Origin of the sequence: Corallococcus terminator (assembly GCF_049194865.1) — a bacterium.
GTDB lineage: Bacteria > Myxococcota > Myxococcia > Myxococcales > Myxococcaceae > Myxococcus > Myxococcus terminator_A.
The window spans coordinates 315458-338582 of record NZ_JBLZWL010000002.1 but is presented as its reverse complement, the minus strand read 5'-3'; the positions used below and the strand labels follow the sequence as shown (position 1 = coordinate 338582).

At 69.0% G+C, this 23125-nt stretch carries 21 protein-coding genes; 8 read left to right on the top strand and 13 right to left on the bottom strand.

The window, feature by feature from the left end:
• Nucleotides 1-3 precede the first annotated feature (3 nt).
• Entirely contained in the window at nt 4-1113 is a 1110-nt protein-coding gene (locus tag ACN469_RS03440; RefSeq protein WP_498764090.1) for a DOMON domain-containing protein, read from the top strand.
• A 32-nt stretch (nt 1114-1145) separates the two neighbouring features.
• Nucleotides 1146-2543, top strand: coding sequence for a 30S ribosomal protein S12 methylthiotransferase RimO (gene rimO, locus ACN469_RS03435; protein ID WP_498764287.1), 1398 nt, complete (start codon nt 1146-1148; stop codon nt 2541-2543).
• Between the two features lie 102 nt (nt 2544-2645).
• Here the strand turns inward: rimO and ACN469_RS03430 are convergent, their stop codons facing one another.
• The 6 genes from ACN469_RS03430 to rplU form a co-directional block, all read right to left on the bottom strand.
• Nucleotides 2646-4322, bottom strand: coding sequence for a hypothetical protein (locus tag ACN469_RS03430; protein WP_498764089.1), 1677 nt, complete (start codon nt 4320-4322; stop codon nt 2646-2648).
• On the bottom strand, nt 4270-5154 hold the full coding sequence (locus tag ACN469_RS03425) for a LolA family protein (protein WP_498764087.1): 885 nt from the start codon (nt 5152-5154) through the stop codon (nt 4270-4272). Before ACN469_RS03425 ends, ACN469_RS03430 begins: the two co-directional genes overlap by 53 nt.
• 77 nt (nt 5155-5231) lie before the next feature.
• Complete coding sequence (locus tag ACN469_RS03420) at nt 5232-5912, bottom strand: TrmH family RNA methyltransferase (protein WP_498764086.1); 681 nt, start codon at nt 5910-5912, stop codon at nt 5232-5234.
• A 4-nt stretch (nt 5913-5916) separates the two neighbouring features.
• Nucleotides 5917-7422, bottom strand: a complete 1506-nt coding sequence (gene obgE / locus ACN469_RS03415) for a GTPase ObgE (RefSeq protein ID WP_498764085.1) — start codon at nt 7420-7422, stop codon at nt 5917-5919.
• Nucleotides 7423-7551: 129 nt separating this feature from the next.
• Nucleotides 7552-7824, bottom strand: a complete 273-nt coding sequence (gene rpmA / locus ACN469_RS03410; protein WP_498764084.1) for a 50S ribosomal protein L27 — start codon at nt 7822-7824, stop codon at nt 7552-7554.
• Nucleotides 7825-7862: 38 nt separating this feature from the next.
• A complete protein-coding gene (gene rplU / locus ACN469_RS03405) occupies nt 7863-8171 on the bottom strand; it encodes a 50S ribosomal protein L21 (RefSeq protein WP_141646506.1) in 309 nt (102 codons plus the stop codon).
• 263 nt (nt 8172-8434) lie between these two features.
• On the opposite strand from rplU, the gene ACN469_RS03400 reads away from it, so the two are divergent.
• A complete protein-coding gene (locus tag ACN469_RS03400) occupies nt 8435-8794 on the top strand; it encodes a hypothetical protein (protein WP_498764083.1) in 360 nt (119 codons plus the stop codon).
• Between the two features lie 41 nt (nt 8795-8835).
• Here ACN469_RS03400 and ACN469_RS03395 read toward each other — a convergent pair whose 3' ends face one another.
• Nucleotides 8836-11340, bottom strand: a complete 2505-nt coding sequence (locus tag ACN469_RS03395) for a serine/threonine-protein kinase (protein ID WP_498764082.1) — start codon at nt 11338-11340, stop codon at nt 8836-8838.
• Between the two features lie 178 nt (nt 11341-11518).
• Here ACN469_RS03395 and ACN469_RS03390 point away from each other — a divergent pair, with 178 nt between their 5' ends.
• Both ACN469_RS03390 and ACN469_RS03385 read left to right on the top strand, forming a co-directional pair.
• On the top strand, nt 11519-12481 hold the full coding sequence (locus ACN469_RS03390; protein WP_498764081.1) for an isopenicillin N synthase family dioxygenase: 963 nt from the start codon (nt 11519-11521) through the stop codon (nt 12479-12481).
• A 62-nt stretch (nt 12482-12543) separates the two neighbouring features.
• The gene (locus ACN469_RS03385) at nt 12544-13608 is read left to right on the top strand and encodes a carbon-nitrogen hydrolase family protein (RefSeq protein ID WP_498764080.1); all 1065 of its coding nucleotides are present in this window, start codon (nt 12544-12546) and stop codon (nt 13606-13608) included.
• Here ACN469_RS03385 and gatB read toward each other — a convergent pair whose 3' ends face one another.
• The 4 genes from gatB to ACN469_RS03365 are packed head-to-tail and all read right to left on the bottom strand — an operon-like array spanning nt 13609 to nt 17203.
• Nucleotides 13609-15048 carry an Asp-tRNA(Asn)/Glu-tRNA(Gln) amidotransferase subunit GatB gene (gene gatB / locus ACN469_RS03380; protein ID WP_498764079.1) on the bottom strand — a complete coding sequence of 480 codons (1440 nt, stop codon included), beginning with the start codon at nt 15046-15048 and terminating at the stop codon, nt 13609-13611.
• A gap of 29 nt (nt 15049-15077) precedes the next feature.
• A complete protein-coding gene (gatA, locus tag ACN469_RS03375) occupies nt 15078-16538 on the bottom strand; it encodes an Asp-tRNA(Asn)/Glu-tRNA(Gln) amidotransferase subunit GatA (protein WP_498764078.1) in 1461 nt (486 codons plus the stop codon).
• Nucleotides 16539-16559: 21 nt separating this feature from the next.
• Complete coding sequence (gene gatC, locus ACN469_RS03370) at nt 16560-16847, bottom strand: Asp-tRNA(Asn)/Glu-tRNA(Gln) amidotransferase subunit GatC (protein ID WP_498764076.1); 288 nt, start codon at nt 16845-16847, stop codon at nt 16560-16562.
• Between the two features lie 26 nt (nt 16848-16873).
• Nucleotides 16874-17203 carry a TFIIB-type zinc ribbon-containing protein gene (locus ACN469_RS03365; RefSeq protein WP_141646513.1) on the bottom strand — a complete coding sequence of 110 codons (330 nt, stop codon included), beginning with the start codon at nt 17201-17203 and terminating at the stop codon, nt 16874-16876.
• 203 nt (nt 17204-17406) lie between these two features.
• Between ACN469_RS03365 and ACN469_RS03360 the strand changes: the two genes are divergently transcribed.
• The 3 genes from ACN469_RS03360 to ACN469_RS03350 all read left to right on the top strand — a co-directional run bounded on the left by ACN469_RS03360 (nt 17407) and on the right by ACN469_RS03350 (nt 22187).
• A complete protein-coding gene (locus ACN469_RS03360; protein WP_498764073.1) occupies nt 17407-20478 on the top strand; it encodes an FtsK/SpoIIIE family DNA translocase in 3072 nt (1023 codons plus the stop codon).
• 125 nt (nt 20479-20603) lie between these two features.
• Nucleotides 20604-20888 (top strand): antibiotic biosynthesis monooxygenase family protein, encoded by a 285-nt coding sequence (locus ACN469_RS03355; RefSeq protein WP_253993302.1) that lies wholly within the window; start codon nt 20604-20606, stop codon nt 20886-20888.
• Nucleotides 20889-20939: 51 nt separating this feature from the next.
• A complete protein-coding gene (locus tag ACN469_RS03350; RefSeq protein ID WP_498764071.1) occupies nt 20940-22187 on the top strand; it encodes a THUMP domain-containing class I SAM-dependent RNA methyltransferase in 1248 nt (415 codons plus the stop codon).
• Here ACN469_RS03350 and plsY read toward each other — a convergent pair.
• On the bottom strand, nt 22104-22682 hold the full coding sequence (plsY, locus tag ACN469_RS03345) for a glycerol-3-phosphate 1-O-acyltransferase PlsY (RefSeq protein ID WP_498764070.1): 579 nt from the start codon (nt 22680-22682) through the stop codon (nt 22104-22106). The two genes, ACN469_RS03350 and plsY, sit on opposite strands and share 84 nt — an antisense overlap.
• A 9-nt stretch (nt 22683-22691) precedes the next feature.
• Complete coding sequence (locus ACN469_RS03340; RefSeq protein ID WP_498764069.1) at nt 22692-23123, bottom strand: DUF2752 domain-containing protein; 432 nt, start codon at nt 23121-23123, stop codon at nt 22692-22694.
• Nucleotides 23124-23125: the final 2 nt, after the last annotated feature.

Sequence of the window (23125 nt, the reverse complement as noted above, 5' to 3'; positions counted from 1 at the left end):
CCCATGCGAGCCGCTGCTGCCCTGTCCCTCTGCTGGTTGTTCTGCGTTCCGGCTGTCGCCTCCGCTCAAGAAGCGCCCCGTCCGTCACGGCCGGTGCCCAACATGACCAAGCCGCCGCGCTTCCAGGGAGGCCTCAAGGGCTTCACCTCGCCGCTGGCGCTCAAGTCCCTGGACACGGAGGGCGCCAGCGCGTCCTTCACCGCCAAGGTGGGCTTCCGCAAGGACACGCTCTACGTGGGCGTGGACGCCAAGGATGATCAGCTCCTCGCGGGCGACGTGCTCACGGTGTCCATCTACTTCCCGGACACCGGGCCGCTGACGACGGGCTACACGTGGCGCTTCGGCTTCGACGGCAAGCGCGCGTCGGGCGCGGCCAGCGGCACGCCGGAGTTCGCGCAGCAGAAGGTCAATGGCGCGGTGGAGCGCCGGGGCAACACGCTGTCGCTGGTGGCCGCGGTGCCGGTGCGCGCGCTGCCTCGCTTCCCGGCTCGGGACCCGATGGTGATGGACGTGTGCATCACCTACGAGGACCAGGACGGCGCGGGCACCAAGGCGGTGCCCGTCTCCAACTGCCAGAGCGGCACCATGGTGGGCGACGCGCTGAAGCTACCGGACGAGCCGCGCAAGGCGCTCAAGCTGAAGCCGCCGGAGCACGTCACCGCGCTGGAGCCCGCGGCCACGGGTTGGCTGGGTTGGGACTTGCTCAGCTACCCGGCCTGGGCGCAGGGCGACGAGGACCTGACGCCGGAGACGCTGCGCGCGCTGGTGGTGAATGACGCGCTGCAGGCTTCATCGGTGAACGTGAATGTGCCTGACACGTTGAGCCTGCCGGACGGGCGACCGGTCGTTACGGTGCTCTCCGGGAAGAATCCCTATGCCGTCGCGGGTCAATGTGACGCCGAAAAGGAGCTTCGACTGGGGTTTTACATCGTGACGGGGAAGACGGCGGCTCGGGTGCTCGAGTGGCCGGCTGCTACGTGCGCGTTGGGGCGCGCCTCTTCGGTGGAGCTGGATGAAGAGGACGGGTTGACCATCCGTTACTCGAACGGCGCGACCATGAACTTTGCCTGGAGTGGCGACCACTTCACGCGAACCGAGCTTGGAAATAGGTAGACGCGGTGGAACCAACCAAGAACCTGTACATGATGACCCTCGGCTGCCCGAAGAACCGGGTGGACTCCGAGGTGATGCTCGGCACGCTGAAGCACCGCGGCTACACGCTGGTGCAGGAAGCGTCCGAGGCCCAGGTCATCGTCGTCAATACCTGTGCCTTCATCGGTCCCGCCAAGCAGGAGTCGGTGGACTCCATCCTGGAGATGGCCGAGCTGAAGAAGTCGGGCAGCTGCAGCACCCTGGTGGTGACGGGGTGTCTGTCCCAGCGCTACGGCGAGGAGCTGGCGAAGGAGATGCCGGAGGTGGACCACTTCCTGGGCACCAGCGCCTACGCCCAGATTGGCGACCTGCTGGCGGCCGAGGCCTCACCGCGTCAGGTGATTCCGGACCCCGACTACATCCACGACGCGAACACGCCGCGCATCAACTCGATGCCGAAGTACACCGCGTACCTCAAGGTGTCCGAGGGCTGCGACAACGCCTGCGCGTTCTGCATCATCCCCACGCTGCGCGGTGGACAGCGCTCGCGGCCCATCGACGACATCATGATCGAGGCCCGGCGGCTGGCGGACAGCGGCGTGCAGGAGCTGAACCTCGTCGCGCAGGACCTCACCGCGTACGGGCATGACCTGCCGGGCCGGCCGAAGCTGCATGACCTGCTCAAGGCGCTGGCGCAGGTGGACGTGAAGTGGATTCGTCTGCACTACGCCTATCCGCGCGTGTTCCCGGACGAGCTCATCGAGGTCATGGCGTCGGAGCCGAAGATTGCCCGCTACCTGGACATGCCGGTGCAGCACGTCAGCGACAAGCTGCTCCTGTCGATGAAGCGTGGCCGCAACTCGGAGTTCCTCAAGGGGCTCTTGACGAAGCTGCGTGAGCGCGTGCCGGGGCTGGTGATGCGCACCTCGCTCATCGTCGGTCTGCCGGGCGAGACGGAAGAGGACTTCGAGATGTTGAAGGAGTTCGTGAAGACGCAGCGCTTCGAGCGCCTGGGCGTCTTCCAGTACTCCGACGAGGAAGGCACGGCGGCGTTCGACCTGCCGAACAAGGTGCCGCAGAAGACCATCGAGCGCCGGTGGCGCGAGGTGATGGCCATCCAGAAGCGCATCAACCGCGAGCAGAACAAGAAGCTCGTCGGCAAGCGGCTGGAGGTGCTGGTGGAAGGCCCCGCGCCGGAGACGGAGCACCTGCTCGTGGGTCGGCACCAGGGACAGGCGCCGGACATCGACGGGCTCGTCTACATCAACGACGGCCTGGCGTACCCGGGTGAGCTCGTCACGGTGGAGGTGACGGAGGCGCACGACTACGACCTGGTGGCTCGCGTGGTGGAGCGGCCGGATCCGAAGCAGCGTCAGCACACCGCGCGTGACGCGCACCCGGCGCCGATGCCGCTGGTGCCCGCGCCCCGGCCGGTGACTCGGCTGGAGTAGGGGGTTCTTCCCGGGCCGCCGCCCGTGTGTCGTGAGCGCGGCCCGGGAGTTCGTCGATGGACCCAGCGAGGTGTTGCGTCGCTGGGGTCGGGAGCGCTGGAGCTACCGGGGATCTTCCGGTTCCAGCTCGCGCTCCTCACGCGGTGGCTCGCGGGAAGGGGCCTTGCGGGACGGCGCGCCGACACCTTCACCCAAAGGCGTCGGCTGGCACTCGCACACCGTGCGGCGTGAGGACGTCTCGGTGACGAAGGCGCACGCCGTGGGGCACTCGGGCTGAGTGCCTTCCTCGAAGAGCGCCAGGGTGAAGCCTCGCGCTTGAACGAGCGCCGCATGGCACACGGGCAGGGCTTGCGCGAGCGAGGGCCACGGCAGGCGGTGCTGGGTGGTGAGGCCGCGACTGGTGGCCGGGAAGCTCAGGCCGATTCCGCACCCTGACTCCAACCGCTGGCCGTCCGCGCCCACCGGCTCCAGGTGCAGCCGCCCGCCTTCGGGCAGGTCGCGGAACACCGCGCCCACCACGGAGATGCCGCCCTCGGGCTCCTTGCGCACGTGCAGGCCGTAGCAGGCCTCTTCACTGAAGACGCCGTGCGCGTCGGTGCACTGCTGGCGCCTCGCGACGGGGCTCGGAGTCGCCGGGCGTTCCGACTCCGACGAGGACCGTGGTGGAGTCGAGGTGTCACCTGGAGACTGCACCACGGGGCCTGCTGGCGCCGCGGGCTGTGCTGATGACGATGGTGGAGTTGCAGCAACATCAGGTCCCACCGGTGTCCCAGCTCGTGGCGACTCCGCCGTGCCCACGGCAGGCTCCTCCGCTGCACGGACTCGCGGACGCCGCAGCACCAGCACCCCACCCTTCGCATCGAGCGTCGCGGTGAAGCGGCCCCACACGTCCGGCCCCAGCCGCCCCAGGCTGCTCGGCGAATCCCATCGTCCCGCGGCCTCCACCACCAGCGGACGCGCGCCCACGCCCTCCGCCACATCCACCGAATCCACCGCGAAGGTGCGCGGAGGCAGGTGCGCGGCCGTCTCCAGCGGCTGGAGTCCCTGCGCCTCGGCGGGCACCACCGCGATGCGAGAGAAGGGCTCACGCGTGGCGAGCACGAAGGGCCCGGTGAGCTCCGCCTCTCCCTGAGTCACCCGCACCGCCAACAGCGGCCAGTCGCCCACCGGCTCGCGACTCAGCTCCACGCGGTGCACCTCCCGCGCGGCATCCGAGGCCACCTCCGCCGCCGGCTGCGCCTCACGCGAACGCGACGCGGTGAACGTCACCTCCCGGCGCAGCGGGTCCACCGTGAGCGCGTAGGGCTCCAGCACGTCCGAGCCCAACGTCACCGAGCAGGGCTTCTCCCCGGACAACCCCGCCGAGCGCAGCGGCACCGACGCCCCTCCCACCGTGAGCACGGGCAGCGGCACCACCGGCCAGGCCCTGAAGCCCCCCGCGATTTCGGGCGCGCGCACGGTGCCCTCGGGAACGGGGGGCCCTCCGTCGAAGCACGACTGGGAGACCATCGACAGGGGCCTCGCCACGTCCAGCACTACCGGGACGACGCGCGCGCCCAGCTTCCCCGCGACGGTGAGGCGCAGCGCCGGCGAGGCCAGCAGCGGCAGCGTCCGCCCCGTCAGTCCCTCGGAACGTGAAGGGCCGGACGCCACCTCTCGGTGACACCCGGCCCCCACCACACTCAAACCCACCCAGAGCAGGAACGCGCCGCGCACGGCGCGCAGGTTACTGCTTCTTCTGCTGGGTGAAGTCATCCACGCGAGTGTCGTCCGGCACATCCATCTTGAAGCTGTCCTTGGAGATGCCCACGTTCGTCTTCAGGTCCAGGAAGGAGATGGTGTTCTCGCTGCCGTCGGGATCCACCACCGTGCTCTTCAGCACCTGCGCCGACGCGGGGTCCACCTCCAGCCGGACCTGCTTGAAGCGGGGCTCCACCTTCAAGGGGTCCAACACCAGCAGCGTGCCCTTGCAGTCCTTGCAGGCGCCCTTGCTGATGGCGAACTCGTCCGCGAGCTTCCCCTGTCCGAAGAGGAACGTCACCGAGGCGGACAGCTGGCTGGTGTCCACGTTCGCCACCGTGAGCGACTGGGCCGGCGGGTCGTATGCGTAGATTTTGCTGCCGGCCAGCACGAAGGTGCGCACGGAGGGCTTCAGGTACTCCCACCGCATCAGCCCGGGCTTCTTGTAGGTGACGACACCCTCGGACGTCTGCGTGCGCCGGAAGGTCTTGTACTTGTAGTCCTGCCGGAAGCCCGCCTTGAAGTCGCCGGTCTTCTCGTAGAAGGCCTGCATCCGGTCCACCAGGGACTTCACCTCGGGCGTCATCGGCGGAGCCGCCTTCACCACGGGCTTCGCGTCCGGTGCGCTCGCCGGGGGCGCCGCGACGGCCGGCTTGCCCGACTCGGCGGGGGGAGGCTTGGGAGAGGGCGACACCGGATTCACGCCCTGGACCGCGGGAGCCTTCGTCGCGTCCTTGGGAGGCGACACCAGGGGCTTTCCAGCGCCCGCCGGAGCCCCCTGGGCCACCAGGACGGGCTGCGCGGGGACGACCTGCGCGGCGGGCACGGCTTGCGAGGACAGGAGCGTGGCGAGCAGCGTTTCCAGGAACATGGCGTGCGTCTCCAGGGGGCCAGGTAGGCCCACGGCGTCCATCTAACCCATCCCGACGCGCCCCGGGGGGCCGGCATTCATGGCTGCTTCTTGAAGAGCCGCTTCCTCTGTTTGATGGCCAGCACGTAGAAGCGCTCACGCAGCGCCTGCGCCTCTTCCGGCTGCAGGTCTCCGGAGCCGCCCGCCAGGTGCTCATCCCGCCAGGCAATCGCCCGGCTGACGCAGGCCGAGGCGGCGGCGGAGATGTTGAGGCTCTGGCTGAAGCCTCGCATCGGAATCCAGAACGTCCCGTCCACGGCGTTGAGCACGTCGTCGCTCACCCCGTAGCGCTCGTTGCCGAGGACGATGGCCACCTTCTCGTCGAAGCGCAGCGAGTACAGGCTCGACGCGCCGTCGCGGATGGCCGAGGCATACAGCTTGAATCCCCGCGACTTCAGGTGCTCCCGACACTCGGCGAAGGACTTGTAGAGCTTCACGTCCAGCCACTTGTCGCAGCCCTGAGCCACCCTCGAGTTCGGCAGGAAGGGTGCCTCCGGGTTGATGACGACGTGGACTTCCTGGACCCCCATGGACTCGCAGGTGCGAAGCACCGCGGCCATGTTGAAGCTGTCCTCCAGCCGGTCCAGGACCACCGTGAAGTTGCGCGTACGCTGGCTGACGACGCGGTCGATCTTCTCCTTGCGCACATCGAGAAGGAACTGCTCGGGCTCCAACTTGTCCTTCTCGACGCGCTCGTACCGAGGACCGCCGCCAGCCATCGTCTCAGCCCCTTCCGCCCGACTTGCGCGACGCGGGCTTCTTCGCGGCCGAGGACCGCTTCGGCGCGGTGCCCTTCTTCGCCAGGACCTTCGCCGGAGCCTTCTTCGCGCCAGCGGCCTTCTTCGCCGGAGCCTTCTTCGCGGCAGCGGCCTTCTTCGCCGGAGCCTTCTTCACGCCCACCGACTTCTTCGCCACGGCGGCCTTCTTCGCGGGAGCCTTCTTCGCCGCGGCCTTCTTCGCCGGAGCCTTCTTCGCCGCCTTCGCCACCGCGGCCTGCTTCACCAGAGTCGTCTTCACATGAGCTCCCTTCGCACTGCCTTGCTTCGTGGGAGCACTCTTCACAGCAGCGCCCTTCGCCCGCCCCAGCTTCACGGCGGTCGCCTTCACCACGGCGGCGGCGCCCTCGGAGAGGACCTCGCGCACCTTGGCGATCGCGGCCTTGGCCACGGACTTCTTGCTCGCGCCCTTTGCTCGGGGCGGAGCCTCGACATGCAGCTTCTCGGTGCGACCGGTGAACAGCACCTCCGCCACCGAGTCCAGCAGCGCCGACATGCCCTCGCCCGTCGCGCAGGACACCGGGTACACGCGGATGCCGCGCTCACGCAGCGCCTCGCGGAAGCCGTCCAGCCGAGCCTGCGCATCCGGCAGGTCCAGCTTGTTGGCGGCGACCACCTGCGGCCGGCTCGCCAGCTCCGAGCTGTACTTCGCCAGCTCGCGGTTGAGCACGTCGAAGTCGTGCAGCGGCTCGCGGTCCTCGCCCTCCGCCCCCATGTCGATGAGGTGGATCAACACCTTGCAGCGCTCGACGTGGCGCAGGAACTGGTGCCCCAGGCCCACGCCCTCGCTGGCGCCCTCGATGATGCCGGGGATGTCCGCCATCACGAACGACAGGTCGTCCTTGTACTGGACCATGCCCAGGTTGGGGACCAGCGTGGTGAAGGGGTAGTCGGCGATCTTCGGCCGGGCCCGGCTCACCCGCGAGATGAACGTGCTCTTGCCCGCGTTGGGGAAGCCCAGGAGGCCCACGTCCGCCAGCAGCTTCAGCTCCAGCCGCAGCGTGACTTCCTCGCCCTTCGTCCCGTCCTGGGCGAAGCGCGGCGTCTGCCGCGTCGAGGTCGCGAAGTTCATGTTGCCCAACCCGCCCCGCCCGCCCTTCGCCGCCACCCAGCGCTGGCCCGGCTCGCTCAGGTCCACCAGCAGCTCTTCGGTGTGGTGGTCCTTCACCAGCGTGCCCACCGGCACGCGGAGGATCATGTCGTCGGACGCGCGACCGTTGCAGTCGCTGCCCATGCCGTGCTCGCCATTTTTGGCGCGGTGGTGCTGCTGATAGCGGTAGTCCAGCAGCGTGGTGAGCTGGGGATCTCCCACGAAGATGACGGAGCCACCGTTGCCACCGTCACCCCCGTTGGGGCCACCGCGCTCGATGAACTTCTCGCGCCGGAAGGACACGGAGCCATTACCGCCATCGCCCGCCTTCACGAAGATGCGGACCTCATCGACGAACTTCATGAAAGCGTCTCCTGAAAAACGCAGAGCGGGCCGCCTCGCGTCCTGGGCGCCGGAAAGGGCGCGTGGACTGGAGAAGCGACCCGCTCGTGGATGCCTCGCGGCGACCGGCCCTGTGAGGCCGGGTTACCGTCAGGCGCTGGCCTGCTCGGCGGCCGGATAGACCGAGACCTTCTTGCGGTCGCGGCCCAGGCGCTCGTACTTCACGAAGCCGTCCACCACCGAATAGAGGGTGAAGTCGCGACCGAGCTTCACGTTCGCGCCAGCGTGAATGACCGTGCCGACCTGGCGAACCAGGATGCTGCCAGCCGAGACTTCCTGGCCGCCGTACACCTTCACGCCGCGGTACTGCGGGTTGGAATCGCGACCGTTTCGCGAAGAACCCTGTCCCTTTTTATGGGCCATGACACCTTGCTCCTGAAGTTGAGGTGAAACCGTCCGGACTAGCCGGAGATGGAGGTGACCTTCACCTCGGTATACGGCTGGCGATGGCCACGGCGACGGGTCCAGCCCTCCTTCTCCTTACGGAAATGGAGGACGCGGCGGTGCTTGTCCTGCGCGAGCACCTTTCCCACGACGCGAGCGCCGGAGACCGTGGGACGGCCCACCTTGGGGCTGTCCGTGCCGCCCAACAGCAGGACGTCGGTAAAGGAAACCTCGGCTCCGATGTCGCCGGTAATCTTCTCGATCCGGAGGACATCGCCCTCGGCGACGCGGTACTGCTTTCCGCCCGTGCGAATCACTGCGTACATCGTCTAACCCCTGTCAGCTTCGGGTTGGGTCAACCCGTGGAATCGGCCGCGCATTTCGGACGGACGGACCGCCCTTGTGGCGCAAAGGACGGCCGGATTTACGGGAGATGCCCTGGGGAGTCAAGACGGTTGCTGGATCATCTCGTCCGGCAGTCCAGATTGCCCCCGGGAAAGGGCGAACCTACCTGATGGTCCGGCCAGAGCAAGCCCGGCCGATCAGCGCTCTACCCACAAACCGTCTGTCCCCCGGGGGGAATTCCACAATGAAGAAATTCATGTTCGGCCTGATGGCCGCCGTCACCCTTTTGTTCGGCGCCGGCTGCGGCGGAAACGCCTGCGATGACCTCGAGGACGCGAACAAGGCGCTCAACGAGAAGGTGGAGGCCTGTGGCAGCGACACGGGGGGCGAGGACGAGGACGTGTTCAACAAGGGCGTCTGCGAGGACGCGCTGGATGCCTGCTCGGACAGCGACAAGGACCGGCTGAGCGACCTGGCGGACTGCATCCAGGACCTGCCGAACTGCCAGGTGGGCGGCGAAGTGGAGTGGATTGACCAGTTCAGCAACTGCTTCAACCGGACCGAGGGCATCAGCGCCGCCTGCGCCGCGGCCGCTGGCGGGTAGGCGCGCGCCACTTCTGTTTCACCCACGGGCCCGGCTTTCCCTCAGGAAGGTCGGGCCCTGTCGTTGGCGCGCTCCGTGGCGCCGCGAGCATCCAGCGCCCGGCGGACGGTGCGGTGGCGGTGGTGGAGGCTCGACTCCAGCGGGTCCAGCGCCAGTCCCCGCTCGTAGGTCTCCAGGGCACGCATCAGTTGCCCTTCCCGCTCCAGCGCGGAGCCGGAGAGATAGTGCACACGCGCCATCCCCGCGGACTGGGGCCTGCGCGCGAGGAACTCCCGCCGGAGCGAGTCGAGCTGCTCCGACGTGAGCCCTGCTTCCAGGCACCGGGCGACACCTCGGTGGTTGCCCCGCCAGGCGTCATACAGCGCCCGCTGCGTCACCGTGCCCAGGACGTCGCCCGCCTCATGCAGCCGGCCGAGCACGGAGTCGAGCAGGAGGCACTGCGAGGGTGACAGGGGTCGCTGGCGCAGCGACTCCAAGGTGCCACGGGCCTCGCGCGTGCGGGCACGAAGGGCGCCCATGTCCAGGTCCGGAGGCACGGCCAGTACCGCATAGTGGTCACCCGAGAGCCGCGTCCGGTAGGTCTCCAACACGTGAGCGGCTTCGGCGTCATCCGCCACCGGCACGAGCGGAGGAGGAGGACGGCGACCAGGACCCGCGCGCAGGAGCGCATCCACGGAGGCCTTGAGCGCCAGGGTGGCCTCGACGAACTGGACGCCGAAGCCCGTGGCCATGCCCCAGACCCGGGCCTGCTCCTCGGGCACGTGGCGCACCACCTCGCAGACGACGGACTGCGGCCCGGAGTCCAGCTCCAGCACCATGGGGAGGCGCGCGAAGAGCGGCGGGAGCAACCCTTCGCTGCGTAGAAACAGGCCGCCACGCGACAGGTCCGAGCCCGTCAGCCACACCGGAGTCTCGCCCGGACGCAACACCACGCGCACCGGCAGCTCCACCGTGCGGGGCCTCGAGGATGGAATCCCGTCGCTGATGACGGGCGCACTCCCGCTCGCGGCGCCCGACGGCGCGGGGGCGGTCCCCCTTCCAATAGGAGCGCCCTCGCGATTCGCGACGCCCACTGGCGCGGGCGGCGTCCTTTGTCCGACGAGCGCACCTTCACGATTCACGCCCCCCACTGGCGCGGGCGGCGTCCTTTGTCCGACGGGCACACCTTCACGACTCACGCCCCCCACTGGCGCGGGCGGCGTCCTTTGTCCGACGGGCACACCTTCACGACTCGCGACGCCCACTGGCGCGGGCGGAGTCCTTTGACCGACGACGGGCACACCTTCACGACTCACGCCCCCCACTGGCGCAGGTGGTGTCCCCTGACCAATAGGCACGCCCGGCATCCCCTCACGATTCACGCCGCCCACCGGCCTGAGCACAGGAGGCGCCGCGGGCTGCGCAGCCGCCGGAGCACTTCTCGGAGGCGACGCGGCCCATCCCGGAACCACGGGCCGTGGCGCTGGAGACCAGGGCGCGACGAGGTCCTCCACCACCACGACTTCTGGAGCCACCACGGGAGGCACGGTTCTGACAGGCACGGGAGGGCGCGCCGGCTTCGTCCGCGCACGCGCCTCTTCCGCCAGCGCCCCCTCCAGGGCCGCGCGCAGGATGGCCGCCGTCGCGTACCGCTCCTCGGGAGCCTTGGTCAGCGTCCGAAGAATGACCCGCTCCAGCGCCACGGGGACCGCCGCGTGCACGGAGCGAGGCGGCGGCGGCGCCCGCATCTGATGGGCCACGAGCTGCGCCGTCAGCCCCTCGTCCTCGAAGGGCAGGCGCCCGGTGACCAGCTGGTAGGCGATGACCCCGAGCGCATACAGGTCCGCGCGTCCGTCCACGCGGCGACTCAGGGACTGCTCCGGAGCCATGTATTCGGGCGTGCCCACGATGATGCCGGCGTGGGTCTGCGGCATGTTCGCATCCGCCAGCTTCGCGATGCCGAAGTCGAGCACCTTCACGAAGGGCGTGCCCCGCCCGCGCCGCACCAGGAAGATGTTGTCCGGCTTGAGGTCGCGGTGGACGATTCCACTCAAGTGCGCGGCCTGGAGCGCGTCGCACACCTGCGAGAGCACCGACACCACCGCGGGCGCGGGCAGCGGCGTGCCGACCCAGGCCGACAACGGCGCACCATCCAGGTACTCCATGATGAGGTAGGGCCGGGGCGGCCCCGCGTTCAGGTCGAAGATGCTGACGATGTTCTCGTGGCCAATGACGTTGACGGCCCGAGCCTCCGCGTGAAAGCGCTGCACCAGCTCCGGATACATGGCCAGGTGCTCGTGCAGGACCTTCACCGCCACCCGGCTGCCGATGGACACGTGCTCGCCCAGGTACACCGTCCCCATGCCGCCGCGCCCCAGTCGGCGCACCAGTCGGAAGCTGCCCAGACGGGCGCCCACCAATGGGTCTGCTTCCTCGCTCGCCACGGGGCACCTCGGCCTGGGCGCCGGCCCCTCACCTTCCGCGCGAACCAGCGTCGAGCAAGACGTCGCCAACCCATGTCGCTGGCCGCACGCCTCGCACGCATCACCGCTGCTCACCTCGGCCATGCCACTCCCCCGAGCCTGCCCGGCTAATCTGGACATTCCTGTCCCGAGCTGGCCACTGGCGGCCCGCGAGGATGTCGGCTGGTGGGACGCAAGCCAGCGCCTCGGTACATGAAGACGGTCGGCCGGCCGACGCTGTCGATGCCGACAATCCATCACGCTCGATTAGAGTGCGTCGCTCATGTCTGGAACCTCACGCCGCATCCCCCTCCTCGACCTGTCCCACTACCGAAGCGGCACACCCACCGAGCGCGCTCGTTTCGTACAAATCTTCGGTGAAGGGTTGAGGGAGTTCGGCTTCGTCTCCATCGTCGGCCATGGCATCGACGACGCGCTCATCCGCCGCACCTACTCGGACGTCGAGCGACTGTTCCAGCTCCCCGAGGACGTGAAGACGCGCTACGCGATGCCGGAGCTGGCGGGCCAGCGCGGCTACACGGGCTTCGGCAAGGAGCACGCGAAGGACCGCAAGGTGGGGGACCTGAAGGAGTTCTGGCACGTGGGCCGCGAGCTTCCAGCCGGCCACCCGTACCTGAAGGACTACGGCGCCAACGTGTGGCCCGGCGAGGTGCCCTCCTTCCGCGAGCACACCCTGTCGCTCTTCCGCGAGCTGGATGGCGCCGCCGGCGTCATGCTCCAGGCCCTGGCGGAGTTCTTCGGCGTGGCGCGCACGACGTTCAGTGACATGGCCACGGACGGCAACTCGGTGCTGCGCCTCATCCACTATCCGCCATTGCGCGAGCGCTTCATCCCCGGGGGCGTCCGCGCCGCCGAGCACGAGGACATCAACCTCATCACCCTGCTGTGCGAGGGCACCGCGTCCGGCCTGGAGCTGCTCACGCGGGATGGCGAGTGGCTGCCGGTGGACACGCTGCGCGGGCAGATTGTCGTGGACTCCGGCGACATGCTCAGCCGCGTGACGAACGAGGTCATCCCCGCCACCACGCACCGGGTGGTGAATCCGAAGAGCACGGATGAGGACACCGTCCGCTACTCGCTGCCCTTCTTCGTGCACCCCTACTCGGACTGCGTGCTCAAGCCGCTGCCCTGCACCGAGACGCCGGACAACCCGGCCCGCCACGCCCCCATCACCGCGGGCGCCTTCCTGCAGCAGCGTCTGCGGGAGAACGGACTGTTGAAGTAGGCGCACGCTCCCGCCCGGTGGGCGGCGCAAGCTCGCGCCCCACCGGATGCCCCGGCCTTTTCGTGAACGACGCCCTGCCTCCCACCCACGTCGAGCTGTTCGCCCTTCAGCCCCGTGTCTCGCTGGAGGACTACGCCTCTCCCGCCGCCTTCACCGCGAAGCACCGGGCGCTCGCGGAGCGAATCGATGGACTGCGCGCGCGCGACACGTCCGGCCGCCCGCTTCACCCCGCCCTCGCGGTGTGGCCGGAGCTGGTGGGGGCTCCCCTGGGGATGATGGGCCACCTGTCCCGGGTGCGACGCCACACGACGACCCGAGGCGCCATGCGACGCGTGGCCCTGGCCGAGTGGCTCCCCATGTGGCGCGCTTGGAGAACGCTCCAACCTCCGACGCGGGAGGAGTGCCTCTACGCCGCGCTCGCCTCCCGCGTGCATCGCGTGGTGCACGAGACGTTCTCCGGCATCGCCCGGGACTTCGGCCTGTGGGTGGTTGCGGGCAGTGCGTTGCTCCCGGACAACCGACGAGGACTCGGCACCCCGGACTTCGAGCCCCGAGGCGCGCGCACGTACAACACCAGCCACACCTTCGACCCCGAGGGCCACTGCGTGGCGGTGACGCGCAAGGTGAACCTGGTGCCTCGGCGAGAGGACGTGCTGCACCTGAGCCCTGGTCGTCCCGAGGACCTGACGGTGCTCGCCACGCCCTTCGGCCGCTTGGGAACGCTCCTGGGCTACGACGGCTTCCGAAAGCCCCACACCGCGAAGGAGCCCTATTTCGTTCCCTGCGCTCAGTACCTGGACGCCTTGAGGGCGGACATCCTCGCCCACCCTTCCGCCAACCCGTGGCCGTGGGACTCACCGTGGCCCTTCGACTCGACGGGAGCCCCCCCGCGCACGGCAAGCGGGCACTGGTTCGACGAGGGCCTGCCCTCCCAGCTCCCCACGCTGCGCCGGGTCCGCTACACCGTGACGGCCCAGCTCGTGGGAGACCTGCTCGACAACCACTTCGAGGCGCCCTCGCTCATCCTCGAGCGCACGGACGACGCACAGCCTCGGGTGCTCGCCCGCTCGGAGAATCCACGGGACGAGGACGTGCTCCACGTCACCGTGCCCGCGTGTCCCGCGTAATCAGTCGCCGAGCTTCTTCTTGAGCAGCTCGTTGACGAGCGCGGGGTTGCCCTTGCCCTTCATGGCCCGCATCACCTGGCCCACGAAGAAGCCGAACACCTGCTTCTTGCCCGCGCGGTACTTCTCAATCTCACCCGCGTTCTTCGCGAGGATGTCGTCCACCACGGCCTCGATGGCGCCCGTGTCGCTCACCTGAGCGAGGCCCTTCTCCGCGATGATGTCCGAGGCCGAGCGGCCCGTGCGGAACATCTCCGCCAGCACGTCCTTGCCCGCGTTCGCGGACACCGTGCCCTGGTCCACCGCGCCCAGCAGCTCCGCGAGTTGCACGGGCGTGAAGCGCACCGAGGACACCGTCGAGCCCTCTTCCTTCAAGAGCCGCAGCAGCTCCCCGAGGAACCAGTTGGAGAGCTTCTTCGCGTCCGGGTAGCGCTCGGCGCACGCCTCGAAGAAGTCCGCGAGCGGGCGCTCCGCGGTGAGGATGCGCGCGTCATACGCGGGCAGGCCGTACTGACTCACGAAGCGCTGGAGCTTCGCGCGCGGCAGCTCCGGCAGCGTGTGGCCCACCGCCGCGATGACCTCCGTCGTCACGTGCAGCGGCGGCAGGTCCGGCTCCGGGAAGTACCGGTAGTCGTGCGCGTCTTCCTTGCTGCGCATGGAGCGCGAGACGCCCTTGTTGACGTCCCACAGGCGCGTCTCCTGGTCCACCTTCCCGCCGGACTCGATGACGTCCACCTGCCGCGAAATCTCGTACTCGATGGCCTGCTTCACGAAGCGGAACGAGTTGAGGTTCTTCAGCTCGCAGCGCTGGCCATAGGTGTCGGAGCCCTTGGGCATCACCGACACGTTGGCGTCGCACCGGAAGCTGCCCTCGTCCAGGTTGCCGTCGTTGACGCCCAGGTACACGAGCACGTCGCGCAGCGCCTTGAGGTACTCCACCGCCTCGTCCGCGTCGCGCAGGTCCGGCTCGCTGACGATTTCCAGCAGCGGTACGCCCGCGCGGTTGAGGTCCACCAGGCTCTGCCCGCCGCCCGCGTCATGCACGCTCTTGCCCGCGTCCTCCTCCATGTGGATGCGGCGCACGCGGATGAGCTTCTCGCCCTGCGGCGTGTCGATGAGCAGCTTGCCGTACTCGCAGATGGGCAGGTCGTACTGCGTAATCTGGTAGCCCTTCGGCAGGTCCGGATAGAAGTAGTTCTTCCGGCTCCACACGCTCTTCGCGTTGACGCGGCACTCGAGCGCCAGGCCCGTGCGGATGGCGAAGTCGACGACGCGCTCGTTGAGCACGGGCAGCACGCCGGGCATGCCCAGGCACACCGGACAGGTGTTGCGATTGGGCTCCGCGCCGAACGCGGTGGAGCAGCCGCAGAAAATCTTCGACTGCGTGAGGAGCTGCGCGTGGACCTCAAGTCCGATGACGGGCTGGAAATCGCTCACGGGCATGGCGGTGTCACCGATGCGGACCTCGTGCCCTAGACAGGCGCGAGGCGGCGGAAGAAGTCGTGCTCGCGCTCGAAGGCCCGAGCGATGCGCAAGAGGAGGGCCTCGTCGAAGGCCCGTCCCAGAATCTGGAGCCCCACCGGCAGCCCCGCCTTGGTGAAGCCGCAGGGCACCGACAGGCCCGGCACGCCCGCCAGGTTGCAGGGCAGCGTGTAGACGTCCATCAGGTACATGGACAGCGGGTCATCCACCTTCTCGCCCAGCTTGAACGGCGCCACCGGCGAGATGGGAGCCACCAGCGCATCCACCTCCTGGAAGACGCGCGTGAAGTCCTCGCGGATGAGGGTGCGGACCTTCTGCGCGCGCAGGTAGTAGGCGTCGTAGTAGCCGGCGGACAGCGCGTACGTGCCCAGCATGATGCGGCGCTTCACCTCCGGCCCGAAGCCCCGCTCACGCGTCAGCGAGTACAGCTCCTTGAGACCGCGCGCGTCCTTGGCCCGGAGGCCGTAGCGCACGCCGTCGTAGCGGGCCAGGTTGCTGGACGCCTCGGCGGGAGCGATGAGGTAGTAGGTCGCCAGCGCGTACTTCGTATGCGGCAGCGACACGTCCACCAGCGTCGCGCCCAGGCGCTCGTACTCGCGAAGGGCCGCGCGCACGGAGGCCTCTACTTCTTCTTCCATGCCCTGGGCGAAGTACTCGCGCGGCACGCCCAGCTTCAGCCCGCGCACACCCTGCTCCAGCTCCGCCGAGTAGTCCGGCGTCTTCACCGGCGCCGACGTGGAGTCTCGCGGGTCGTGCTGGGCCAGGATTTGGAGCAGCGCCGCCGCGTCCGACACCGTGCGCGTCATGGGCCCGGGCTGGTCCAGCGACGACGCGTAGGCGATGACGCCGTAGCGCGACACGCGCCCATACGTGGGCTTGAGGCCCACCGTGTTGGTGAAGGCCGCGGGCTGACGGATGGAGCCGCCCGTGTCAGTGCCCAGCGCGCCGAACACCTCGCGCGCGGCCACCGCCGCCGCAGAGCCTCCCGAGGAGCCGCCCGGCGTGCGCGTCACGTCCCAGGGGTTGTGCGTGGGGAAATACGCGCTGGACTCATTGGACGAGCCCATCGCGAACTCGTCCAGGTTGAGCTTGCCCAGCAGCGGCAGGCCCGCCTCGCGAAGCAGGCGCACCACCGTCGCGTCCAGCGGTGGCACGAAGCCCTCCAGCACGCGCGAGCCGGCGGTGGTCTCCAGTCCCTCGGTGAGGAAGAGGTCCTTGAGTCCCACGGGCACGCCGTCCAGGGGGCTCGCCGGAGTGCCCGCCTTGCGGCGCGCATCACTGGCCTCGGCGGCGGCCAGGGCACCGGCCTCGTCCACGCGAAGGAAGGCGCGAATCTTCGGGTCCACCCGCTGGATGCGCTCCAGACACGCGCGAGTGGCTTCCACGGAGGACACCTGACCCGCGGCCAGCTTCTCCGCGAGCTCCAGCATCGTCAGGTCCGTGAGCTGCATGACGTGGGGCTCCCCTCCGGACTACTCGATGATTTTAGGCACCGCGAAGGACGTGCCCGACTTCGCCGGGGCGTTGGCCAGTGACTTCTCGGGCGGCAGCGAGGGCCGCATCACGTCCTCCCGCAGGAGCGAGGCCGTCAGCGTGGCGTGCGACGTGGGCTCCACGTTCTCCACGTCCAGCGACTGCAACTGCGTCACCGCGTCCAGCACCGCCGACAGCTGCGTGGACAGGCGCTGCTCCTCCTCGGGAGTCAGCGCCAGCCTCGCCAGCGTGGCCACATGTCGCACCTGCTCGAGCGTGAGGGCCATGCGTGGAAGCCTCCGACCGCGAGTGACTACTTGCGCTTGAAGAGGTTCAGGATGGCGCCCATCACCTTGCCACTGCCTTCGTGGCCGTGGTGCGCCATCAGCTGCTCCAGCTCACCGGAGTCCAGGAAGACGCCGCCGCAGTTGAAGCACGTCTCCAGCTCGATGTTGCCCTGCTTGAGCGTCTGGAGGTCCATGCCGCACTTGGGGCACTTCATCCAGTGGAGCTTCTTGAGGTCCTCGCGCTGCTTCTCCGCCGTCTCCGCGGCCTGCTGGAGCGCCAGCTTGCGCTTCTTTTCGATGTCCTCCCGGGCGAAGTACTCTTCCTCGCTCGAGGACGGCTTGTCGGTGTCTGCCATGGCGATGCTCCTCCAAGAAATCGTGGCGGCACCATACCCCCTCTGGTGGAGGGTGCAGCCGAAATGTAGGCCCCGTGTCCGGCACCTTCCGTCCGGACTGGAGCGACTGCCGGAAAATTGACCAGACCCCCTCCCTCCCTACACTCGCCGCGGGCATTGCTACAGCCCGCTACGCGGCTGAGACGCGCAGAGGGAAGAAGGTCATGACGGCGAAGAAGGGTCGGGCGGAAAAGGCGGTACTCTCCCGTCAGGAGATCGCAACGCGTCGCAAGGCGCTCGCGGACAAGCGACGGAAGGCGGGCGCCGACGGAGGCGACGGCAGCGCGGGGCGTGCCATCACCGGCGTGTTCCTGCTCGCGGCGTCGCTCTTGTCCTTGTTGGCGGTCGCCACGTTCGACGCCCATGACAGGGTCGGACCGGGCTTCCGCAACGCGGTGGGCCCCATGGGCCACCTCATCGCGGAGACGCTGCGAGGGATGCTGGGCGTGTGCGCCTACCTGGCACCCATGGGCGGGCTCTACACGGCCATGGTGCTCTTCGTGGGCAGCCGCGAGCGCAAGCGGGGCCCTCAAATCATCAGCCTCTTCCTGCTGACCATCAGCATCTCGGTGCTGGCGCAGCTCATGTTCGCCGGTGACAAGGGCTGGGCACATCCTCCCGGAGGCGCGCTGGGCGCCAGCCTGGGTGGGGTGATGGAGGGGCTGTTCTCCACCGTCGGCACCGTCATCCTGGTGACGGCCATCAGCGCCGCCGCCCTCATCGTCGGCACCCAGTACACGTTCTTCAAGCTGTGCTCGCTGGTGTGGGCCGGCCTGAGCGTCCTGGGCCGCCGCGTCGCCGAGTCCGCGAACGTCTTCTGGGAGGCCCAGAAGGCGTCCTACAAGGTCCGTCAGGAGCGCGCGGCGGAGGAGAAGCTGGAGGAGGCCGCGTTCCTCGCGCAAATCGAAGCGGATGAGGAAGAGCTGGCCGAGGCCGAGGCCGCCGCCGAAGAAGCCGAGGCCGCCGAGGCGGAGGCCATGGCCGAGGAGGCCGTGCGCCTGGCCCGGCAGAATGAGAAGGAGCAGGCCCTCGCCGCGAAGCTGGCCCTCAAGGACGGTCGTGAGAAGGGGGAGAAGCGCAAGGCGCTCCCACTGCCCGCCGAGACGGACTCGCTGCCGCCCACGTCCTCGCCGTCCCTGCCCGCCGACAGCAGGCTCGCGCTGCGCGCCGAGAAGCGTCCCGCGCCAGGAGCGGACCCGGCCTGGGCCGCGTCGTTCCTCGCGCCCGCGCCCCACTCCACCCCGCTTGTCCCCGAGGGCGTCGAGCCCCCGAGGAGCCGCCGGAAGACGCCGAACATCGTCACCGGTCCGGGCACGCCGCCCATCGCCGCGCTGCCCGAGAGCCACGAGCCCGCGCCGGCGGCCCCCATCATCGCCGCGCCGGCACCTCAGCCCGTCGCGCCGGTCCCTGCCCCGGCTCCCGCGCCTCAGGCCCCGGCGGCGGCGCGCATGCCGCTCATCGTGGCGCCCAAGGCGCTGGCCGCACCCACGGGGAAGAAGGCCCAGGACCAGTTCGAGTTCGTGGGTGACCGCAAGAGCTTCTCGCTGCCGCCGCTGGACGTCCTGGAGTGCGACAAGCAGGAGCGCTCCGAACTGGACAAGGACGCCTTCCTCTCCACGGCGGAGAAGCTGCGCGCGAAGCTGGCCGACTTCGGCATCGTCGGCGAGGTGGTGGAGATTCGTCCCGGCCCCGTCGTCACCATGTACGAGTTCCTGCCGGGACCGGGCATCAAGGTGAGCAAGATCGCAGCGCTCGCGGACGACCTGGCCATGGCCATGGAGGCGATGCGCGTGCGCATCGTCGCGCCCATCCCCGGCAAGGGCGTGGTGGGCATCGAGGTTCCCAACAAGGACCGGGAGACCGTCTACCTCAAGGAGATCGCCGAGCAGGACGCCTTCATCAAGAGTGCCAGCAAGCTGACCATGTGCGTGGGCAAGGACATCGAGGGCATGCCGTATGTCTTCGACCTGGCCAAGGCACCCCACCTGCTCATCGCCGGCACCACCGGCTCCGGCAAGTCGGTGGCCGTCAACTCCATGATCATGAGCATCCTCCTCAAGTCCACACCGGAGGAGGTCCGCTTCATCATGGTGGACCCGAAGATGCTGGAGCTCTCCATCTACGAGGGCATCCCCCATCTGCTGCTGCCCGTCGTGACGGACCCGAAGAAGGCGGCGCTCGCGCTGCGCTGGGCCGTGGAGGAGATGGAGCGCCGCTACCAGCTCCTGTCCGAGGCGGGCGTGCGCAACATCGCCGGCTACAACAAGCTGGTGGAGAGCTCCGCCACCGAGGTGAAGGGCGCGTCGGGCACTCCCGAGGCCGCCCCGAAGAAGAAGTCGAAGCCCAAGAAGATGCTCGTGCTCGACGTGGAGGGCGGCGACAAGCCCTCCTCGAGTGGGGACGGACTGGGCGTGGCCGTGCCTCGGGACGACGACGAACTGCACGAGGCGCAGGGGTCCGACGCGCAGGACGAAGTGCCCGAGGTGGAAGCCGAGGCCGACGACGAGTCGGACGTGCCCTTCGTGTCGGCCAGCGACAAGCCGGAGAAGAAGGAGCTCAAGAAGCTGCCGTACATCGTGGTCATCATCGACGAGCTGGCGGATTTGATGATGGTGGCCAGCCGCGAGGTGGAGACCTACGTGGCGCGCCTGGCGCAGATGGCGCGTGCGTCCGGCATCCACCTGATGGTCGCCACGCAGCGGCCGTCCACGGACGTCGTCACCGGCGTCATCAAGGCGAACTTCCCCACGCGCATCAGCTTCATGCTGCGCTCCAAGCCGGACTCGATGACGATTCTCGGCACGGTGGGCGCGGAGGCCCTGCTGGGCATGGGCGACATGCTCATCATGCCACCCACGAGCGCGCACCTGCAGCGCGTGCACGGCGCCTACGTGTCGGAGAACGAAATCAAGAAGGCGGTGGACCACCTCAAGGCCCAGGGCAAGCCCGTCTTCGACGAGTCCATCCTCAAGCCGCGCGACGAGGACGTGGAGTCCGGTGGCGAAGAGGACGAGCTGTCCGACGAGCTGTACGACCAGGCGCTCGCGACGGTCAGCGAGATGCGGGCCGTCTCCATCTCCATGCTCCAGCGCAAGATGCGCATCGGCTACAACCGCGCGGCGCGCATGATTGAGCGCATGGAGCGCGATGGCGTGGTGGGCGCGGCGGATGGCGCCAAGCCCCGCGAGGTGCTCATCCGGGGTGTGGGCGACATGCCCGGCGCCGGAGCCATGTAGTCACTCAGGGCCGCGAAGGACTCGGCCCCGAGTCGGAAATGGTTCAGCGTGGGGGTGTCCGGAGCGGTCCGGGCGCCCCCATCTTCGTTTCCCCCGTCGCACGACATCCCACCCGGTGAGCGCCCATGATTGTCGCCATCTCCCGCTTCCGCCCCGCACCCGAAGAGGCCGAGCGCCTGATTGCCCGCTTCCAGGAGCGCGCGCGGCGGGTGGACACCCATGACGGCTTCCTGGGGCTGGAGGTGCTGCGGTCCTTCGAGCGCTCGCCGGAGCTCCTGCTGGTGACGCGCTGGCGGGACAGGGAGGCGATGCGGAGCTATTTCCAGTCGGAGGACTTCCGGCGCGCCAAGGAAGCCAGCGCCGAGCAGGACGGGGCGACGTTCGCCATCTACGAGGTGGTGGGCACCTGAGGCGTCTTGTGGGTTCCCAAGCAGTCCCAGGTCGTCTAAGGGCGGTGTCTTATGGCTGAACGCATTGCCCTTTTCGCCACCACGGCTCGCGGCACCGAAGACCTGCTCGCGGACGAGCTCAAGGAGCTTGGCGCGCGCCGCATCCGTCAGGACCGCGGTGGAGTCCGCTTCATGGCCTCGCTGGACGAGGCCCTCAGGGTCTGCCTCTGGTCCCGCATCGCCATGCGCATCCTCTACCCGCTGGGCACCTTCGAGGCCCACGGCGCGGAGGGCCTGTACGAAGCCGCCGCGAGCGTCCCCTGGGAGGAGCACCTGACGCCCACCACGACGTTCGCGGTGGATGCGACGCTGAAGGACAGCGAGCACAGCCACTCGGGCTTCGTCGCGCTCAAGGTGAAGGACGCCATCGTCGACCGGATGCGCACCAAGGTCGGCACGCGTCCGGACGTGAATACGAAGGACCCGGACGTGAGCGTGGTGGCGCACCTGTCGCGCGAGACGCTGTCGCTGTCCTTGGACCTGTGCGGCGACGCGTTGAATCGCCGGGGCTACCGCGTGCGGCCCACCGTCGCGCCGCTCAAGGAGACGCTGGCCGCCGCCGTGCTGCGCGCCGCGCACTACACGGGCGAAGAGGCGCTGGTGGACCCGATGTGCGGCTCCGGCACGCTGCTGATTGAAGGCGGGCTGATGGCCCGTCGCCGAGCGCCCGGACTCAACCGCGACTTCGCGGTGGAGCGCTGGCCCGTCATCGGCCCGCGCGCGAAGGAGCTGCTGGTGGACCTGCGCGCGGATGCCCGCCGCAACGAGCGCAAGGTGGAGGTCCCCATCTGGGGCTTCGACAAGGACCCGGAGGCCCTGGAGGCCGCCCAGCGCAACGTGCAGGCCGCCCGGCTGTCGGAGGAAATCATCCTGGGCGAAGCCGACGCGACGGACCTGCCGCACCTGCCCGCCGCCAGTGGCCTGCTGCTCACCAATCCGCCCTATGGAGATCGCCTGAGCGGCTCCGGCGGACAGAAGGGCATGAAGAGCTTCTATTACAAGCTGGGCGAGTCCCTGCGCGTGCCCGGCTGGCGCGTCTGGGTGCTCTCCGGCAACCCGGCCTTCGAGAGCGCGTTCCATGCGCGGCCCTCCGCGCGCCGGGAGATGTGGAACGGCCCTATCGACTGCATGCTGCTCGGCTACCGGGCCGTGGGCAGCAGCCACCTGGACGAAAACTCAGAAGCGCCGCTCCGTGCGCCGAAGCAGTCGGCCAATGTTGCTCCGGTGCGTCCACAGCATGAGGGCGAAGAGGACAGCTGAGAGGCCGGTGTACTCCGGGGCCCGGGCCGTGAAGGCCGACGTGCCCACCGCCGTGGCTCCGGCCGCGAGCGAGCCCAGGGAGCTGACCCGCCACACCGCGAAGATGGAGATATACGCGGCGCCCGCGGCCAGCGCGGCCAGCGGCGCGAGCACCAGCAGCACGCCCAGCGCGGTGGCCACGCCCTTGCCACCGTGCAGCTTGAGCCACACGGGATAGACGTGGCCCAGCACCGCGGCCAGTCCCACGAGGACATGCACGGTGGGCAGGTCCGGCACCAGCCGCAGCGCGAGCGCGACGGGCAGCGCGCCCTTCACCGCGTCCAGCACGAGCACCACGGCGCCCAGCTTCTTGCCCGCGACGCGGGTGACGTTGGTGGCGCCGATGTTGCCGCTGCCACTCTGGCGCACGTCCACGCCGCGCAGCCACCGCGTCAGCAGGACACCGAAGGGGATGGAGCCGGCGAGGTAGCCCAGCAGGACGAGCGCGAAGGTCACGACCCCACGCTATAGCAACAGGTGGGGGAAGCGCGTCTTCACCACCACGTAGGCGTAATTCACCAGGAGGATGGCGGGCATCACCATCTGGAACGTCTTCCACTCCCGGGGCGAGAGTCGGATTTCGGGGATGGGGACGGCGAACACGAGGTGCAGCACCATGGCCACGACGGCCAGGGTGAACAGGAAGGCGGCCACCGTCCCGAGGGGATTGGCCTCCCAGGCCCCCATGAAGTTGAAGTGGGCGAAGCGGTCGGCCGCGCGCGTCAGCCCACAGCCGAGGCAGGGCCAGCCTGTCCGCTCGCGCAGCACACAGCCCCAGAAGGGGATGAGCTTCGCCACGGGGATGTACCGGGCCACCAGCAGCCCCACGAGGCCGATGAGCCCCAGGTAGTCCACGGTGCCGAGGCGTCGATTGCGAGGAGGGAGAGAGACCTTCATGC